This is a genomic window from Streptomyces kryoterrae, assembly GCF_054072135.1.
This window is the reverse complement of sequence record NZ_CM133358.1, coordinates 1,637,819-1,654,969: the sequence shown is the minus strand read 5'-3', so window position 1 is coordinate 1,654,969 and position 17,151 is coordinate 1,637,819. Positions and strand designations below refer to the sequence as shown.

General features: G+C 68.7%; 12 protein-coding genes. 6 read left to right on the top strand and 6 right to left on the bottom strand.

Features of this window, described 5'->3' with window-relative positions; translation table 11 throughout:
- Positions 1–4: 4 nt before the first annotated feature.
- A complete protein-coding gene (locus ACW4TU_RS06800; protein WP_457425622.1) occupies positions 5–2,683 on the bottom strand; it encodes a cellulose binding domain-containing protein in 2,679 nt (892 codons plus the stop codon).
- A 144-nt stretch (positions 2,684–2,827) separates the two neighbouring features.
- Positions 2,828–5,743 (bottom strand): glycoside hydrolase family 48 protein, encoded by a 2,916-nt coding sequence (locus tag ACW4TU_RS06795; protein ID WP_457425620.1) that lies wholly within the window; start codon positions 5,741–5,743, stop codon positions 2,828–2,830.
- Positions 5,744–6,019: 276 nt separating this feature from the next.
- Here ACW4TU_RS06795 and ACW4TU_RS06790 point away from each other — a divergent pair, with 276 nt between their 5' ends.
- Both ACW4TU_RS06790 and ACW4TU_RS06785 read left to right on the top strand, forming a co-directional pair.
- Complete coding sequence (locus ACW4TU_RS06790; RefSeq protein ID WP_457425618.1) at positions 6,020–7,504, top strand: cellulase family glycosylhydrolase; 1,485 nt, start codon at positions 6,020–6,022, stop codon at positions 7,502–7,504.
- A 67-nt stretch (positions 7,505–7,571) separates the two neighbouring features.
- A complete protein-coding gene (locus ACW4TU_RS06785; protein ID WP_457425616.1) occupies positions 7,572–9,281 on the top strand; it encodes a glycoside hydrolase family 6 protein in 1,710 nt (569 codons plus the stop codon).
- A 110-nt stretch (positions 9,282–9,391) separates the two neighbouring features.
- Here ACW4TU_RS06785 and ACW4TU_RS06780 read toward each other — a convergent pair whose 3' ends face one another.
- Positions 9,392–10,162, bottom strand: coding sequence for a phytanoyl-CoA dioxygenase family protein (locus tag ACW4TU_RS06780; protein WP_457425614.1), 771 nt, complete (start codon positions 10,160–10,162; stop codon positions 9,392–9,394).
- Between the two features lie 156 nt (positions 10,163–10,318).
- On the opposite strand from ACW4TU_RS06780, the gene ACW4TU_RS06775 reads away from it, so the two are divergent.
- On the top strand, positions 10,319–11,239 hold the full coding sequence (locus ACW4TU_RS06775; RefSeq protein ID WP_457425612.1) for a class I SAM-dependent methyltransferase: 921 nt from the start codon (positions 10,319–10,321) through the stop codon (positions 11,237–11,239).
- 26 nt (positions 11,240–11,265) lie between these two features.
- On the opposite strand, the gene ACW4TU_RS06770 is transcribed toward ACW4TU_RS06775, so the two are convergent.
- Positions 11,266–11,808, bottom strand: a complete 543-nt coding sequence (locus ACW4TU_RS06770; RefSeq protein ID WP_457425610.1) for a hypothetical protein — start codon at positions 11,806–11,808, stop codon at positions 11,266–11,268.
- A gap of 190 nt (positions 11,809–11,998) precedes the next feature.
- Between ACW4TU_RS06770 and ACW4TU_RS06765 the strand changes: the two genes are divergently transcribed.
- Positions 11,999–12,700 (top strand): SDR family oxidoreductase, encoded by a 702-nt coding sequence (locus tag ACW4TU_RS06765; protein ID WP_457425608.1) that lies wholly within the window; start codon positions 11,999–12,001, stop codon positions 12,698–12,700.
- A 119-nt stretch (positions 12,701–12,819) separates the two neighbouring features.
- Here the strand turns inward: ACW4TU_RS06765 and ACW4TU_RS06760 are convergent, their stop codons facing one another.
- On the bottom strand, positions 12,820–13,515 hold the full coding sequence (locus ACW4TU_RS06760) for a glycoside hydrolase family 75 protein (RefSeq protein WP_457425606.1): 696 nt from the start codon (positions 13,513–13,515) through the stop codon (positions 12,820–12,822).
- Between the two features lie 386 nt (positions 13,516–13,901).
- Complete coding sequence (locus ACW4TU_RS06755; protein ID WP_457425604.1) at positions 13,902–14,738, bottom strand: aldo/keto reductase; 837 nt, start codon at positions 14,736–14,738, stop codon at positions 13,902–13,904.
- Positions 14,739–15,135: 397 nt separating this feature from the next.
- Here ACW4TU_RS06755 and ACW4TU_RS06750 point away from each other — a divergent pair, with 397 nt between their 5' ends.
- Together ACW4TU_RS06750 and ACW4TU_RS06745 are read left to right on the top strand one after the other, a co-directional pair.
- Positions 15,136–16,329: a glycoside hydrolase family 88/105 protein gene (locus tag ACW4TU_RS06750; RefSeq protein WP_457425602.1), complete on the top strand. Its 1,194-nt coding sequence runs from the start codon at positions 15,136–15,138 to the stop codon at positions 16,327–16,329.
- A gap of 4 nt (positions 16,330–16,333) precedes the next feature.
- A complete protein-coding gene (locus ACW4TU_RS06745) occupies positions 16,334–17,125 on the top strand; it encodes a Tat pathway signal sequence domain protein (RefSeq protein WP_457425600.1) in 792 nt (263 codons plus the stop codon).
- Positions 17,126–17,151 lie beyond the last annotated feature (26 nt).

Genomic DNA, 17,151 nt, shown 5'->3' with positions numbered 1-17,151 from the left:
GATCTCAGGCGACCGTGCAGCTCTGGTCGCCCAGCTTGAACGCGGTCGGTTTTCCGTTCGTGGCCGACCAGTTGCCCGTGAATCCGAAGCTCACCGACGATCCGGCCGCCACGTTCGCGTTCCAGTTCACGTTCTTCGCCGTCACCGCGGCACCCGACTGGGTGTACTCGGCGTTCCAGAGCTGGGAGACGGTCTGGCCGTTCGGGAAGGACCAGCCAAGTGACCAGCCGTTCCAGGCGGTTGTGCCGGTGTTGGCGAGCTTCACGTCAGCCTGGAAGCCGCCCGACCACTCGCTGGTGACCTTGTACGTCACCGTGCAGGCGCCCGTGGGCGTCGGTGTCGGCGTGGGCGTGGGCGTCGGATCCGTGCCGCCTCCGCCGCCGCTCGCGTCCGACGACTCGCCGTAGACGACACCGCGCCCGTTCGTCGACACATACACGCGCCCGTACACCCTCGGGTCACCGGTGATCGCCGCGCCCGTCCAACCCCACTGGTGGGCGTCGTCGTTGATGCGCGTCCAGGTCGCGCCCTTGTCCGTGGAGCGGAAGATGCCGCGTACGCCGCCGATCTTCGCGCTCGTGTAGAGCGTCTGGTAGGTCGCTCCCGTCGCCGCCTTGCCGAAGCCGATCGTGTCGGCCTGGTCGACGTTGGACAGCTTGGTGAACGTCGTACCGCCGTTCGTCGAGTGCCACAGGCCGTACGCGCCGTCCGTCGCGCCGCCCGCCAGCCAGACGTCGCCCTTCGTGCCCGGCAGCGCCTTGAAACGCACGCTGTCGCCGGCCGGGAGGCCGGTTGCCGCCGACGCCGTGAAGGTGGCTCCGCCGTCCGAACTTACGTAGAACTTCCCTGACTTGAAGCCGTAGAACGTCTTCGGGTCCACCCGGTCGGACTCGACGATCGCGCCCGCCGGGATGCCCGACGACGCCGACCACGACGTACCGAAGCCCGTCGCGTACTGCACGCCCGTGCCCGCCGGACTCCACACGAACCGGCTGCCGTCCGACGCCGACGCGATCGTGCCGCCGCCCGAGACGCCCGAAGGGTCCGTCCCCGCGAACCAGTTGGCGCCGTTGTCCGTCGAGAACGCGACATGCGGGCCCGAGTCCAGGTCGCCGACGCGGGCCACGATCCCCGGGTTCGTCTCGGCGTAGTCCAGGCTCGTGGTGGTGGTGAAGTTCGGTGAAGTGAACATCATCGAGGGGACCTTGGTGAGATCCGTGTGCCGGAAACCGCCGATGTCGCCCAGGGCGCTCAGCAGCACGGCCCCGCCCGACGGGGGAGCGGCCAGGTCGAGGACCGCCGTTTCCTCCAGGCCCTGGACCATCGGCTTGATGCTGAACTGGCTGCCGCTGTCCCAGTTGGTGAGGTTCTCGGTGCCGTAGACCGTCGCGCCCGTTCCGTACATCATGCGGTTCGAGTTGAACGGGTCGATCTCCAGCGACTCCGTCATCCACCCCAGTTTCGGGCTCTGTTCGGGCGGCGAGGGGTTCGCGCCGAAGGTCAGCCACGGGGAGGACGAGACGTCCATCGTGAAGCGGTTCGCGCGAGTGGGATACGAGGTGTAGTCCCAGGCCTTCGTCCAGGTGCCGCCGCTGTCCGTGGAGCGGAAGAGTTGTGTGTCCGGCCACCACGAGCTGTACGCCGTCGCCATCACCGTGCCCGGTTTCTGCCGGTCGATGGTCAGCCCGCTGAAGCCGTAGTAGGTGTCCGCCTCCGCGACCGGGCTGATGTTCGTCCAGGTGCCGGTGGCCGTCGCGTACCGCCACAACTGGCCCTTGCCGCCGTCGTACGGGCCGCCCTTGTCGCTGTACGGCAGGTACAGATAGCCGTTCTTCGCGTCCAGTACGCCCTTGTGGGCCAGATAGCCGGTGGGCTGCCCGGCCAGCCGCGACCAGGTCGCGCCCGCGTCCGTCGAGCGGTACACCGCGTTGTCCTTGTCGGCGACACCGACGTAGATCGTGCGGGTCGCGGTACCCGACGTACCCGTGGACTCGTCGAAGGTGACCCAGACGATGCCCTGGTTGTCGCTCCCGTATCCGCTGGTGTCGGTCGGATCCTGCGCGTAGTTCCCGACGTTGGGGAAGTTCGCCACCTGAGCCCAGGTCGCCCCCGAGTCCGTCGACCGCCACAGCCCCTTGCCGCTGGGCGCGCCCAGATACAGCACGCTGTTCCTGTTCGGGTCGACGGCGAGACGCTCACCCATGCCCCGGCCGGGCATGTTTCCGCCCAACTTGAAGGGAAGATCGGCCCGTTGCCAGCTCGCTCCCCGGTCACCGGACCGCAGCACTGCGCCGTTTCCCGGGTCCCAGCTGTTCGTGTACGTGCCGACAGCCGCGTACACCTTGTTCGGGTCCACGGCGTCGGAGGCGAGGCTGACCACTCCGGTGTGGCCCCAGCGGTCCCAGCCGACCGAGTCCGTCAGCGGGGTCCACGTCTTCGTCGACTCCTGCCAGCGGTAGGCGCCGCCGATGTCCGTACGGGCGTACGCCAGGTTCTTCTCGGTGCGGTTGAAGACGATGCCGGGGACGAAGCCGCCGCCGTCGATCCGGGCGTTCTTCCAGGTGTACGTGTCTGCCGCGAGCTTCACCTCCGCGGCGGACGGGGCGGCCAGCGCGAGTGAACTGCCCGTCAACAGGCCTGCGGTCAGGGCCAGTACGGCCGTGAGGATACGGGTTCTTCGCATGGGGGGGTCCTCTCAGCAAGAGGTCTCTGGGGAGAGCGAGGGGGTGTGGGGGAGCGAAGTGCGCGACGCCGGGCGGCCCCCAGTGCGGGAAGGGGCCGCCCGGCGCGGTACGCGGAGCTCAGGTCCTGTTGGACCCGGCGGGGGCTATTCGAGTAGCTCCGCGTACGAACCCATGGCGAGGGCTATGTCCGCCTGGGCCCAGAACCGGTGATAGGTGAACGAGGGCGCGGCGCCACCGGCCAAGTACGCCTCGATCTTCGACCAGTTGGGGTCGTTCTTGTAGAAGGAGCGGAGCGAGATGAAGGTCGACGACGAGTTGACCGTGTCGCCGTTCGGCATCTTCCCCGTCCAGCCCGACGGCACGTAGACGGCGTCGTCGAAACGGTTGTAGTCCGTGCGGGTCTCCGGGACGGCGATGCCCAGGGTGTCCTGGTAGTTGGTCCACATGCCGTCCAGCAGCGCCTTCGCCGTCGTCGCCGCCTCGGTGTCACCGGAGCGGTCGGCGTAGTACGTCAGCGTCTTGGCGTACGCCGCCGCCACGCCCACGTCGTTGGTGTAGTCGGCGACGGTGACGTGAAGTCCCGTGTTGGCACCCGGAGTTGTGGCGTTCCAGGTGTCGGGGGCACCCGACCACTGGAGCGTCGACGGGATGCGGTAGGTGCCGTCGGGGTTGACGGTCGTCTTGGACAGGGCCCAGTCGACCCACTTGTCCAGGACGGTCTTCGCCGCCGCGTTGCCCGTCTGCTGGTAGTACTCGGCGACCCGCTCCATGGACCACGCCTGGAAGCCGAACCACTGGTTGGACGGCGGGTCGTGGTACACGGGCGCTTCGTCGTAGTACATGCCGTAGAAGGTCGGCGTACCGGTCGGCGGGGTCGCGTAGCGGCCCGCCCAGCTGTTGGTCGCGCCGCCCGCGATGGCGCCCTCGTTGGACTGGAGCCAGCGGTAGAACTCGACCTGCCGCTGCAGCGACTTCGTCCAGTCCGCCTGCCCTGTCGCCGACTTGGGCTTCAGGTCGGCGTACGAGCTGAGCGCGTAGGCGGCCAGGGGGTTCTGGTAGCCGCCGTGCGTGTGGCTGGAGCCGATGCGCCAGGCCCAGCCGGCCGAGGTGTCGGTGGCGCCGCCCCACGCGTAGTACCAGGACATCAGATAGTGCGAGGCGTCCTTGCCGGTACCGGCGGCGCAGGCCGTCGGGCCGACACAGTTGCCGATCTTCTTGAAGTACTTGTCGTACATCGAGTACCGCAGATAGTCGCCCATCTTGGCGGCCTTGCCGACGGTCGTCGAGACGTCACCGCCCTTGCCCTGCTGCTTCGCCCAGACGTCCGCCCAGTACGCGGCCTGCACGGCGCGCGCGTCGGCGTCCGGGGCGTCGGTGTACTTCCACTGCTTGGCGTACGACGCGTCGCCGGTGAACAGGTCCAGGTACCCGTTCGTCCCGCCGTACTTGAAGGCGTCGCAGGTCGGCTGCGGAACGGTCTCCCACACCGACTCCTGCGGTCCGCGCTGGAAGGTGTTGATGTAGGAGGGACCGGTGTCCGTCGGGCCCGCCTCGCACTTGCCGGGCGCGTTGCCGTAGCCGTACACGTTGTCGACGTCCTGGAGCCAGTGCATACCGTAGACGTCGTCCGTGCCGTACGCGGTCTTCAGCTCGGCCGCGATCGGGTCCGTGCCGACCGAGACGGCGGTGTCCAGCTTGGCCGGGTACTGGCTCGGCAGGTCCCACTCGGGGGCGTACGTCGCCGGCTTGGACGCGTTGTAGAAGGAGTTGGTCGGCTGGTCGGCGTGGGTGGGGATCATGTACTGCTCCATGATCGACCAGGCGCCGTTGAACTTGGTCCAGTCGCCCGTCACCTTGCCGTACATGGCCTGGAGCCACAGGAGGTAGCTGTACGCCTCCGACGTGGTCTCGTGGCCCTGGTCCGGCGCCTCGACGATCAGCGTCTCCACCGAGTGGTAGGGGATGCCCTCGGGGGAGAAGTAGCCGCTGGCCGGGTTGGTGATCTTGCCGTAGAGGTCCAGGAAGCGGGCGTCGTACACCTTCGAGGCCGCCAGCTCCGTGACGGTGACCGTCGCCTTGGCGTGGCCGGTGGCCGTCGAGTCGAAGGCCGCCGATCCGGTGCCCGTCGCGTTGGCGGTGATCGTCACCTTCTGGGCCGTGTTCCAGTTCGACGGTGTGAAGGTGAGCGAGGCGCCGCCCGTCACCGACAGGCCGGTGTTGCCGCTCGCACGGGCCGTCGTCACGGTCACGTTCGCGCTCGGCTGTGTCGACAGCTTCACGTCGTACGTGCCCGTCTTGCCCTGTTGGACGCCGAGTTGGGTCGGTACGGCGACCACGGCGGGACCCGAGGCGACCGTGATGCCGACCGGCGTGGACGGTGCCGAGGCACCCAGGCTGTCGTACGCCTTCGCCAGCAGCGAATGACTGCCCACGGCCAGTCCGGTGGCCGAGTACGTGTACGGCGCGGTCGTGTCCGTGCCGAGCAGCGTGGTGTCGTCGTAGAACTCGATCTTCGTGATCGTCGCGCTGTCCGCCGCAGCCGCCGTGGCGGCCATCGGCACCGCGTCACCCTGCGAGTAGACCGCGCCCGCGGCCGGACTGGTCAGCACCGCGACCGGCGGCTGGTGGGCCCCGGCGCAGGTTGTCCCGTTGATCGCGAACGAGGTCGGCGCGGCGTTGGTGCCGCTGTACGTGAACTGTCCACCGGTGCTGACGGCGGCGCCGGCGGCGATCGTCGCGTTGTACGTCGCGTTCTGCACGGTGACCGTCTGGCCGGACTGGGACCAGGTGCCGTTCCAGCCGTTGCTGAGCTTCTGGTTGCCCGCGTAGGCGTACGTCAGTGTCCAGCCGTTGATGACGTCCGTACCGCGGTTGGTGATCGTCAGGTCCGCGGTGAAACCGGAACCCCAGTCGTTCGCCTTGTAGTCGACGCTGCACTGAACTGCCGCCGCCTGAGCGGGAGTTGTGCCCGTCGCAAGCATGGTCAGGGGGAGGGCGAGGACCGCCACGGCAGCGGTCCAGAACCGCCGCGCGCTGCGGCGTCTGTGTCGGGGGTGCATGGTGCTGGTTCCTCCTAGCGGGCTCGGAGGTGCTCGTGGAGATGTGGGGAGGAGCAACAAGCCTTGAACCAGTGGGAGCGCTCCCATATTGGGGACAGGCGTGTCAAGGGTCAAGGTGTTTGAAGACTCGAATTGATTCGACGACGACATCTGATGGAAACACGGCAACCCCTCTGTCCTTTGCCGTCACTTGGCGCTAACTTCGTTGACACCAGTGGGAGCGATTCCGTCAGTCGACGCGTCCGAGCGACGCGCCCGATCTGCAAGGAGTCGCTCATGCGACACCCTCCGCGTTCAGGTCTTTTAGTCGTACTCGGCGCTGCCGTCGCCCTTGTGGGCACCGCGGTCGCACCGGTTTTCACAGCGTCGGGAGCCACCCCCGCGTGCACGGTGGAGTACTCGGTCACCAGTACGTGGGACGCCGGCTTCCAGGGCTCCGTCAGGATCACCAACAACCAGACGACGCTCAGCAGTTGGAGTCTGACCTTCGACTTCGGCGCAGGTCAGAAGCTCACCCAGGGCTGGAACGCCAAGTGGTCCCAGGCCGGCACCACCGTCACCGCGGCCAACGAGAGCTACAACGGCTCGCTGGGCACGGGTGCGAGCGTCAGCGCGGGGTTCATCGCCTCACGGTCCGGGAGCAATCCCGTACCGGCGTCGTTCAAGCTCAACGGGACGACGTGCAACATGGATTCGGAGCCGACCCCGACCCCGACTCCATCGCCCACCGTTCCACCGGTTCCCGAGGCCGGGGCACCCGCCCTGCACGTGTCCGGCAACAAACTCGTCGACTCCGGCGGCGCCACCCGGCGGCTGCTCGGCGTCAACCGCTCCGGCGGCGAGTTCGGTTGCGTCCAGGGCACCGGCATCTGGGACGGACCGGTCGACGACGCCTCGGTCAAGGCGATCGCCGACTGGAAGGTCAACACCGTACGCATCCCGCTGAACGAGGAGTGCTGGCTCGGCCTGTCCAACATCAAACCCGAGTACGCGGGCGCCAACTACATCGCCGCCGTCAAGGACCTGGTGGCGAAGGTGAAGGCGCACGGCATGACACCGCTGGTCGAACTGCACTGGTCCTGGGGCCAGTACACGGGCAACTCGGCCGGCTGCTCCGACGTGCACGCCAGCTGCCAGAAGCCGATGCCCGACATGCAGTACTCGCCCGCCTTCTGGACCTCGGTCGCGAACACCTTCAAGGGTGACCAGGCCGTCGTGTTCGACCTGTTCAACGAGCCCTACCCGGACCGTGCCACCTCCACGGCGGCCCAGGCCTGGACCTGCTGGCGGGACGGCGGCACCTGCCCCGGCATCGGGTACGAGGTCGCCGGTATGCAGGATCTGATCGACGCGGTCCGTGCCACCGGCGCCAAGAACGTGATCCTGGCCGGCGGGCTCGCGTACTCGAACGACCTCGGCCAGTGGCTGACGTACAGGCCGGCCGACCCGGCGGGCAATCTCGCCGCCGCCTGGCACATCTACAACTTCAACTCGTGCTCCAGCGAGAGCTGCTGGGACTCGACACTCGCGCCGGTCGCCGCCCAGGTTCCCCTGGTGGCGGGCGAGATCGGCGAGAACACCTGCGCGCACTCCTTCGTCGACCGGGTCATGAAGTGGTTCGACGACCGCTCCCTGTCGTACCTCGGCTGGACCTGGAACACCTGGAACTGCGCCACCGGCCCGTCCCTGATCTCCGGTTACGACGGCACACCCACAGCCTTCGGAATCGGTCTGCGCGACCACTTGCGGGCCATCGGTTAGCGCATCAACTCCCCATCACAGCAAGGCGCTTCTCACCCCACAGGAAAACGAGAGGACATCCGCACTCATGAGCCGTACCAGAACAGCGATCCTCGCCTCCATGGCGCTGGTCGCCGGTGCCACGGGCGCCGCGGCAGCCGCGTCGCAGGCCGGCGCCGGCATCGCGGCGATTCCCTGCACCGTCACCTACACGGTGCAGAACCAGTGGTCCACCGGCTTCACCGCCGCCGTCAACGTCACCAACAACAGTGCGGCCAAGTCGAGTTGGGCCGTGAAGTGGTCGTACGCCGGCAACCAGCAGGTCACCAGCGGCTGGAACGCGAAGTTCAGCCAGAGCGGCACCGCCGTGACCGCCGCCAACGAGACCTACAACGGGACGCTCGCCACCGGTGGTTCGGTGAGCTTCGGCTTCAACGGCAGCTACAGCGGCACCAACGCGCTCCCGACCACGTTCACCCTCGACGGCGTCACCTGCAATGTCGACGGCGGGACCGGCCCCACGAACCCGCCGGACCCCGGCACCGGTACGAGAGTCGACAACCCGTACGCCGGCGCCAAGGTGTACGTGAACCCGGAGTGGTCGGCGAAGGCCGCCGCGGAGACGGGCGGCAGCCGGATCTCCAGCCAGCCCACCGGCGTGTGGCTGGACCGGATCGCGGCGATCAACGGGGTCAACGGCGGGATGGGTCTGCGTGCCCACCTCGACGCGGCCCTCCAGCAGAAGGGCACCGGCGAACTCGTCGTCCAGCTGGTCATCTACGACCTGCCCGGCCGCGACTGCGCCGCCCTCTCCTCCAACGGCGAACTCGGCCCGACGGAGATCGACAAGTACAAGACCCAGTACATCGACCCGATCGCGGCGATCCTCGCGGACACCAAGTACGCGGGCCTGCGCATCGTCACGACCGTCGAGATCGACTCGCTGCCCAACCTCGTCACCAACACCGGCAGCCGGGTCACGGCAACGCCCGCGTGCGACGTGATGAAGGCCAACGGCAACTACGTCAAGGGTGTCGGCTACGCGCTCAACAAGCTCGGTGACGTGCCGAACGTCTACAACTACGTCGACGCCGGCCACCACGGCTGGATCGGCTGGGACGACAACTTCGGTGCCTCCGCCGACCTGTTCAAGCAGGCGGCCACCGCCGAGGGCGCGACGGTCAACGACGTGCACGGGTTCATCTCCAACACGGCGAACTACAGCGCCCTGAAGGAGAACAACTTCACCATCAACGACACCGTGGCCGGCAAGTCCGTCCGCGAGTCGAAGTGGGTGGACTGGAACCGGTACACCGACGAACTCTCCTTCGCCCAGGCCTTCCGCAACCAGCTGGTCACGGTCGGCTTCCCGTCCACCATCGGCATGCTGATCGACACGTCCAGGAACGGCTGGGGCGGCACCGCTCGGCCCACCGGCCCGGGCGCGACGACCACTGTCGACACGTACGTCGACGGCGGACGCTACGACCGGCGCTTCCAGACCGGCAACTGGTGCAACCAGTCCGGCGCGGGCCTGGGCGAGCGTCCGAAGGCCGCTCCGGCGACCGGGATCGACGCGTACGTGTGGATGAAGCCTCCGGGCGAGTCCGACGGCTCCAGCTCGGCGATCCCGAACGACGAGGGCAAGGGCTTCGACCGGATGTGCGACCCGACGTACACCGGTAACCCGCGGAACAACAACAACATGTCGGGCGCGCTGCCGAACGCGCCTGTCTCCGGGCACTGGTTCTCGGCGCAGTTCCAGGAGCTCATGAAGAACGCCTACCCGGCGCTTTAGGCTCCGCTGGATCGGCGGTCTGTTCGGTGCGGGTTCGGTGGGGGTTCGTCGCGCGGTTCCCCGCGCCCCTGAAGGGGCACGGGTGAGCGGCCGACCTCCGCCGGGCCCGCTCAGGCGGTTTCTCTCAGGCCGCGGCGGATGGCGAGTTCCACCGGGGAGTAGTTCCCGTCGGCGCGCTCCAACTCGTGCGGCACCGCCGGATGCAGTGGTGGCTGGGCCATGAAGCGTGGTCGGGTGCCGTGGTGTGGCTGTGCTGCGTGCACCAGGAAGGGGTGGCAGAGGTATACGTCGCCCGGGCGGCCGGTAGCGTGGGCGAGCGGTCGGTGTGCCGAGGCTGTGACCAGCGCTGGGGCGATTTCCAGGCCCGACACGCCCTCCTCGCCGTACGGTTCCAGGAGTGGGGGTACGTCCAGATGCGAACCCACCCGGATACGTGTCGGGGCGTCCGTCTCGCCGACCTCGCTGAACAGGAACAGCATCAGCAGGGACCGGTTCCGGGAGCGGAGGTTCGTGTACGGCCAGGTCGCGCCCTCGGGGGAGTAACTGCCCTCGATGTGCCAGCCCGCGTCGTCCGGTTCCTCCTCGTGCGGGAACCGCAGCGGAAAACTCCCCAGCGAATAGCGTGACGCCCAGCGGCCCTCGCCCACCAGCGCGTCGAACGCCTCATGCAGCACAGAGGTGTTGGCCGCGGCGGCGAACGGGCCCTGCGCCATGTCCGACACCCGGTGCACGGGCTTCGTCCAGGTGCCCGGGTCGTCCGGGTCGCAGCCCGTCTCCCGCCACAGCAGCCGTGCGCAGTGCTCGGCGACGCGGGGCGGGAAGGCGCCCTCGATCCTCACGAACCCGTCTTCGAGGAAACGCTCCACCAGCTCATCGTCCATGGGGACATCGTGGGAGAGCGGGGCGGGCCCGCGCATCCGGTTTTTGCCGAGGGTGAGTGTGCGGTAGATCCCTGTTTGCCGTTACGGCAACAGAACTGGCCCGGTCGGCGGTGTCGGAGCAGGCTGGTGCCAACGACAACGGGAGGCCCGTACACCATGGCCCATCAGCACCGGCACAACCATGATCACGACCAGGCGTCTGCTCAGGCCCACAACCATTCCCACAACCACGCCGACATCGACTTCGCCAAGATGATCCCCCATCTGGAGGGGCAGGCAGAACTGTTCGCGCCGCTCTACGCCGAGGCCCTGGCGTGGCTGCGGCGGCAGCAGCCGGAACCGGGGCTGATCGTCGACGCGGGCAGTGGCCCCGGCATCATCTCGGGCTTCTTCGCGGAGGCGTTCCCCGAGGCGCGCGTCGTCGCGGCGGACAGTTCGGCGGCGCTCCTGGAGCGGGCCCGCGAGAACGCCGAACGACTCGGCACCGCCGACCGCTTCAGCACCGTGGAAGCCGAACTCCCGGACGGGCTGCGCGAGTTGGAGTATCCCGCCGACCTGGTGTGGTCGAGCCGGGCCGTCCACCACGTCGGCGACCAGCGGGCCGCGCTCACCGCACTCGCGGCCGTACTCGCCCCGGGCGGCACGCTCGCCGTGCTGGAGGGCGGCCTCCCCGAGCGGAACCTGCCGCGCGACCTCGGCTTCGGGCGGCCAGGCCTGGAGGCACGGCTCGACGTGATCGAGCAGGGCTGGTTCACCGGGATGCGCACCAGCCTGCCCGGCCACGTACGCGAGACCGAGGACTGGCAGGCCCTGCTCACCGCCGCCGGCCTGCGCCCCTCCGGCACCCGCTCCTTCACGCTCGACCTCCCCGCCCCGCTCACGGACGCGGCCTGCGCCTACGTGATCGGTGTCTTCGACCGGTGCCGCACGATGTTCGCGGACGAGCTCGACGCCGAGGACCGCGCCACCCTCGACCGCCTCGTCGACCCCGACGACAAGGCGGGCCTGTATCACCGGCCCGACGTCTTCGTCCTGGCCACGTACACCGTGTACACGGGTACCAAGCCGAACGAATAGCACCCGGGCGCCCAGGGGCCGGCGAGTCAGCAGCGGCCCGGCCGTGCGAACACCGTGACCAGCGCCCCCTTCACCTGCCGTGTCCCGCACTCCTCGAAGTGCGTGGCCGGCATCTCCCGCTCGACCGCCTCCCGCGCGGGCTCACGAGCGGACGGGGCGCGGACCGCTGGAGCGGGGGCGCCTTCGTCCCGTGCGGCGTGTGCGGGCGGATCGGGCGGACCGGGCAGGCCGCCGGGGCGAGGTCGCGCAGCCCCCGGAGGGAGCCCGGACCGGCCGGCGACCACACCCGGCGCCGGTACGGCATGTCGCAGGACACCGTCACCGTTTGCCCCCAGTTGACGGCCCGATTGGGCGACGGCGCTCACGTCGTCCACGCTGCCGGCCGGGCCGCCCTGCTGAACGGACAACGGGCGACCGCGAGGACGGCGGTCCCGGGTGCCGACGAGCAGGGCGGTCCCCGTCCGGCCGAACAGCACGTGACGATCGACGGACAACGGCTTGACCAGCGACAACAGCAGGAACGCCGGCGCGGGTGGCAGGAGGGCGAGCCCGAGGGCCGGTAGGTCCACCTGGCGCCGGTGGCTCGGAGCGGTCCTCGCGGGCAGCCCGGGCACACACGAACCCCGGAGCCGGCATCGCGACGAGGCCGACGATCCCGTCCCCGGACCTTCTCGGCCCCAACCTCCTTGACTTGAAGAGCACTTCAAGTGGTGGACTCTCCGCCGTCACGACACGTGCACGGCTCACACAGGGGGAACCATGACCGACTCGCCCGTCGCACTCATCACCGGTGGCGCCAGCGGCATCGGCGCGGCCGTCGCGCGGCGGCTGCTCGACGCCGGCCACCGGGTCACCGTCACCGGCCGGGGCGAGGAACGGCTGAACGGATTCGCCGAGGAACTCGGGCGCCCCGAGGTCCTGTTGACGATTCCCGGCAACGCCGCCGAGTACGACCAGGTCCGTGGCGCCGTCGAGACCACGCTGAAGGAATTCGGACGGCTGGACACGGTCGTCGCCAACGCCGGGTTCGCCACCCACGACACGGTCGCCGACGGCGACCCGGCGGGCTGGCCGGAGATGGTGCTGACCAACGTGCTCGGGCCCGCGCTGCTCATCAGGGCCTCCATCGACGCGCTGAAGGAGACCCGGGGCCGGATCGTGCTGGTCGGCAGCGTCGCCGGGTTCGTCCACACGCCGGGCAACATCTACGGGGCGACCAAGTGGGCGGTGACCGGCCTCGCCGAGAACACCCGCCGCCAGGTGACGGAGTTCGGCGTCGGCGTGACGCTGGTGGCCCCCGGGCGCGTCGAAACCCCGTTCTGGGACAGCTACGGCAGCCTGCCCCCGGGCCATCTGCTGACGGCCGACCAGCTGGCCGACTCGATCGTCTGGGCGATCCGGCAGCCGGAGGGAGTCGACGTCAACACCGTGGTCGTGCGGCCGATCGGTCAGCCCAACTGACCTGTCCATAGCCCGAGTTGACGGCCCGGGGCCCGGCGCCCGATGTCGCGTATGTCGACGCGGCACCGGGCTGCCCGCCCCCCCCGGCTCCGTGGCCTCGTTGTCCCGTAGCCGCGGACTCAGTTGTCGCGGAGGAACTGCTTGGCCAGCTGATCACCCAAAGAGACCGCCGCGCTGTGGCTCTCTATGGGTGATACCTGCGAGTTCTTGAACAGGATGTACGTCACGCCGGAGTCCGTGCCGCCGCTCTCCGGGTTGGGATCGATACCGAGGGCCTGAGCGGTGGCGTACGAGGCCTCGCCGATGATCTTCGTGGGGCCGGTGTCGCCGACGACCGCGTACTCGACCTTGTTGTTGTAGATCACGGCGACCACGCCACCGCCCTTGATGCCGGCGCCGGAGTAGTTCCAGATGCTGCTGGTGCTGGGCACGACGACGTACGGCAGTGAATCGGCCTTGAGGGGCTTGCCGTTGGACTGGTGGAACGCCGTGTCGTCCTGGTACCAGGGGTCGGTGGTCTCGCTGCACTTCGACGTGCGCTGTCCGTCGCAGTCGATGTCCATGTCGGCCTTCCAGAACACGGCGCCGTTCTTGCCGCACACGGGTATCGAGGCCGAGGTCTCGTCGTCGGTCCTGTACTTGCCGCTGGAGAGCTGGGAGCAGGACGTCACCTTGGCGAGCAGGTTGGCCGCGCTGACCGAGCCCTCCTTGGTGGACGCCGGCCGGGGCGTGCCGGAGGCGTACGAGGGGAGCGCGGCGGTGGCGAGCAGGGCTGCGGCGGCGGCCGCGGTGAGGGTCAGTGTTCGAGAGCGCACTGTGGGGGGACCCTTCTGTTAGGAAAGTTTCCTTACCGGGTGCGATCCAAGGTGGACCTGTTTGCATGGCTGCGTCAACCCTGTCGACCGGGGTTCGACGCGGTCCGGTCGGCTTTGTTCCACGGGCAGTTGGACGCGGCGGAGGCCGGGCGGGAGCCGCCCTCGGGCGGGGCGCCAGGTCGGTTCAGGGGGAGTGCGGGTGGTGGCAGCGGTGCGCGTGGGATGACGTGTGCCCGGGGCGAGGGGCAGAGGAGGCCGGCCGGGGCGACGTCCCGGCCGCACCGGAGGTCCGCGTCACCACGCCGGGAAACCTGCCCGAGGGCAGACGAAACGCCCCGGAGCCGCGACCGGATTCGGGGCGGACCGGGGCGTTGGCCAGACCGTCGTCAGCCCACCTCGAACGTGGCCGGGTCCGGGCCCAGTCGGCGGCTCTCGTCCAGCGCGCTGATCGCCGCGAGGTCCTCCGTGTCCAGGCTGAACCCGAAGACCTCGATGTTCTCCTTGATCCGGGACGGCGTCACGGACTTGGGGATCACCACGTTGCCCAGCTGGAGGTGCCAGCGCAGGACGACCTGGGCCGGGGTGCGGTCGTGCTTCCGGGCGATGGCCACGATCGCCGGGACCTCCAGCAGGCCCTTGCCGGAGCCGAGCGGGGACCAGGCCTCCGTGGCGATGCCGTGCTTCGCGTGGTACTCACGGGACTCGTGCTGCTGGAGTTGCGGGTGCAGCTCGATCTGGTTGACCGCCGGGACGACCGAGGTCTCGGCGAGGAGCCGGTCGAGGTGCTCCGGAAGGAAGTTGGAGACTCCGATGGTGCGGGCGCGGCCGTCCGCGTGGAGCTTCTCGAACGCCTTGTACGTGTCGACGAACGCGCCCTTGGCCGGCTGCGGCCAGTGGATCAGATACAGGTCCACGTACTCCAGGCCGAGCTTCTCCAGCGAGGCGTCGAAGGCGCGCAGGGTGGAGTCGTACCCCTGGTCGCTGTTCCAGAGCTTGGTGGTGACGAAGAGGTCCTCGCGGGGGACACCGGATGCGGCGACGGCCTTGCCGGTGCCCTCTTCGTTGCCGTAGATCGCGGCTGTGTCGATGCTGCGGTACCCGCTCTCCAAGGCGGTGGTGACCGCCTGCTCCGCCTCGTCGTCGGGCACCTGCCAGACGCCGAAGCCCAGCTGGGGCATCTCGACGCCGTTGTTCAGAGTGATCGGGGGGACCTTGCTGCTCACGAGCTCTCGATCCTTCAGTCGTCGGTTGGGTACTCCCATCGTCAACGAGCACGAGCCGTGCCGCATTCCTGACCGGGAGGATCCGCGCGACCGGCCGTCGGCTCGATGCCGGTGGCGAGAATGGCCGGAAATGCATCCGAGGTCATCGGTCCGGACCATTGACCGCAGCCTGTCATACCGCGACGCTGTATGGCGCCGTCGAACAAGTTGCTGAACTTTGTGCAGCCATGTGAACAATCGACTGGCCTGGGCTTTCCTTCCCCCACTCGTCCGGAAAGCAGGTACGCGCCCATGAACGAGCCTGTGATGCCTCCCGCCCCAGGTGGAGGGCTCTCTTCGCGAGACATCGGATGAAAAGGATCGGCAAAGGCCCTGACTCCTATCGAAGGGGACGAACATGAGACACCGGTGCCTGTCCACGGTCCTCACGGCCGTCGCGCTCACCGCCGTCACCCTGTCCGCCCTGCCGGCGGCCGTCCCGCAACCGGCCGAGGCCGCGAGCGCCTGGTCCGTACCCCGCCCGGCCGAGGCCCCCGACCGGTCCCTGGCCGTCGTCGACTCCACCATGGCCCGCTACACCCCGAGCACCATCGGCGGCTGGTCCTACCCGGTCGGTCTCTACCTCTACGGCCAGTACCTCACCTACCGGCGCACCCACGACGCCCGTCAACTCACGTACATCAAGGACTACGTCGACCGCTTCGTGAAGAGCGACGGCTCCATCGACCAGGCCTTCAACAACCTGGACAGCATGCAGGCCGGCCGGCTCCTGGTGATCCTGCACCACGAGACGGGTGAGGACCGCTACCGCAAGGCGGCCGGGAAGATCCGCGACCGCCTGAACACCTATCCCCGCACGGCCGACGGCGGCTTCTGGCACGCGGACACCGCCAGTCGTGCCCATCAACTCTGGGCGGACGGCGTCTACATGGTGAACCCGTTCCTCGTCGAGTACGGCAAGGAGTTCGGCGACAGCGTGTACGCCCACGACGAGGCGGCGAAGCAGCTGGCCGTCTACGGCGGCCATCTGCAGGTCGCGAACGGGCTGCTCAGACACGCCTACGACGAGTCGAAGAGCGTCAGTTGGGCCGATCCGGAGACCGGACTCGCCCCCGAGCACTGGTGCCGTGCGGTCGGCTGGTACTCCATGGCGATCGTCAACGTCCTGGACGCGATCCCCGTGAACCACCCGCGCCGTCCGCAACTCCTCAATATCTTCCGCAAGTTGGCGGCGGGACTGGAGAAGTACCAGGACCCGGCGACCGGTCGCTGGTTCCAGGTGATCGACAAGGGCGGACAGGGCGACAACTGGACCGAGACGTCCTGCTCCAGCATGTTCACCTACGCCCTCTCGCGCGGCGCCCAACGCGGCTACCTGGACCCGCACTTCAAGGCCGTGGCCCAGCGCGGTTACCAGGGTGTGCTGGCGAGGTTCTCGACCGGCGCGGACGGCCGGACCGAGCTCGCCGACATCTCCGTCGGCACGAACGTCGGCGACTACGCGTACTACATCGCCCGCACCCGGGCCACCAACGACTTCCACGGCCTGGGTGCCTTCCTGATCATGAACGAACAACTGCGAGGTGATTAGTGTCATGAGCACATCCAGAAGGGCACTGCTGGGTGCCGCCCTCGGCGGAGCCGCCGGAGCGGCCGTCGGTCTGCCGGCCGCCACCACCGCCCACGCCGCCTCCTGGCAGCAGAAGTGGGCCCCGTCGGCGAGCGCGGACGGCCTCGGCGCCTTCGAGACCGTCGAGGACGACCGTGCGGACTCCCACACCGCCGCACACCCGCACATCTACGCCACCGGCAACAACTGGCGCTTCAACATGCACACCGTCGACCGCGACACCTCGACCGACCGCCAGCGTCAGGAGGTCACAGGCCTGCGCAACGGAAGCGGCGGCGACTACCTCAAGTGGACGGAGGGCCAGACCTGGCGGGTCACCTACTCGATGTACATCCCGAGCTCGCTCAAGGCGACCACCACCTTCACCCACATCATGCAGATGAAGCAGCCGGGCAACGGCACCTCGCCGCTCATCGTGCAGTCGCTGCGCCGGGTGAACGGCGTGCAGACCATCGAACTCAAACAGGCCATCGACAACGTCCTGATCGGCCGCGTGAACCTGGACCCGCTGCACGACAAATGGACCGACGTCGACTTCCAGATCAAGGTCGGCGACGGCTCGGCGGGCACCGTCCGCTGGATCCTCAAGTCCGGCGGCTCGACCGTGATCGACGCCTCGAAGACGGGTGTCGACACCTTCCTGGCCGACCGCGTGCGCCCGAAGTGGGGCATCTACCGTTCCCTCGGCGACACCTCCGGGTCCCTGCAGGACACCTACCTGCTGCTCACTAACCTCCGCGGCTACCAACTCGTCTGAGGAGCCGTCACATACGCCCCCCGGCG